Annotated in this window: 1 protein-coding gene; it reads right to left on the bottom strand. The window is 68.2% G+C overall.

The window, feature by feature from the left end:
• On the bottom strand, window positions 1–358 hold a 358-nt coding region (locus tag N798_RS17085; protein WP_035951158.1), incomplete at both ends, for a LysR family transcriptional regulator.

Here is a 358-nt window from a genome sequence, read left to right as displayed (position 1 = left end):
CTGCGTCGCCATGTCCGGCGCCTCATCGCTGGTGTAGAGCCACAGATCCACCTCGGGATGGCGCTCATGGAACGCCTGCAGGCGCGGCACCAGCCAATGGCGCGCGAACGCCGGGCTGGTGTTGACGATCAGCTGGTTCGGCTTGCGGTACTGGTCCAGGCGGCGAATGCCCGTCGCCAGTTGCAGCAGCATCGCCTGGGTGGTGCCGAGCAGGTCGGCGCCGGCGTCGGTCAGCGTCACGCTGCGCCCCTGGCGCAGGAACAGCGGCTGCTCCAGATAGGTTTCCAGGCTGCGGATCTGCTGGCTGATGGCCGACTGGGTCAGGTGCAGCTCGTCGGCGGCCTTGTGGAAACTGCCC

Origin of the sequence: Knoellia flava TL1, from assembly GCF_000768675.1 — a bacterium.
GTDB classification, from domain to species: domain Bacteria; phylum Actinomycetota; class Actinomycetes; order Actinomycetales; family Dermatophilaceae; genus Knoellia; species Knoellia flava.
Note: the sequence above shows the minus strand (reverse complement) of the source record. Positions and strands in the feature narration are given on the sequence as shown.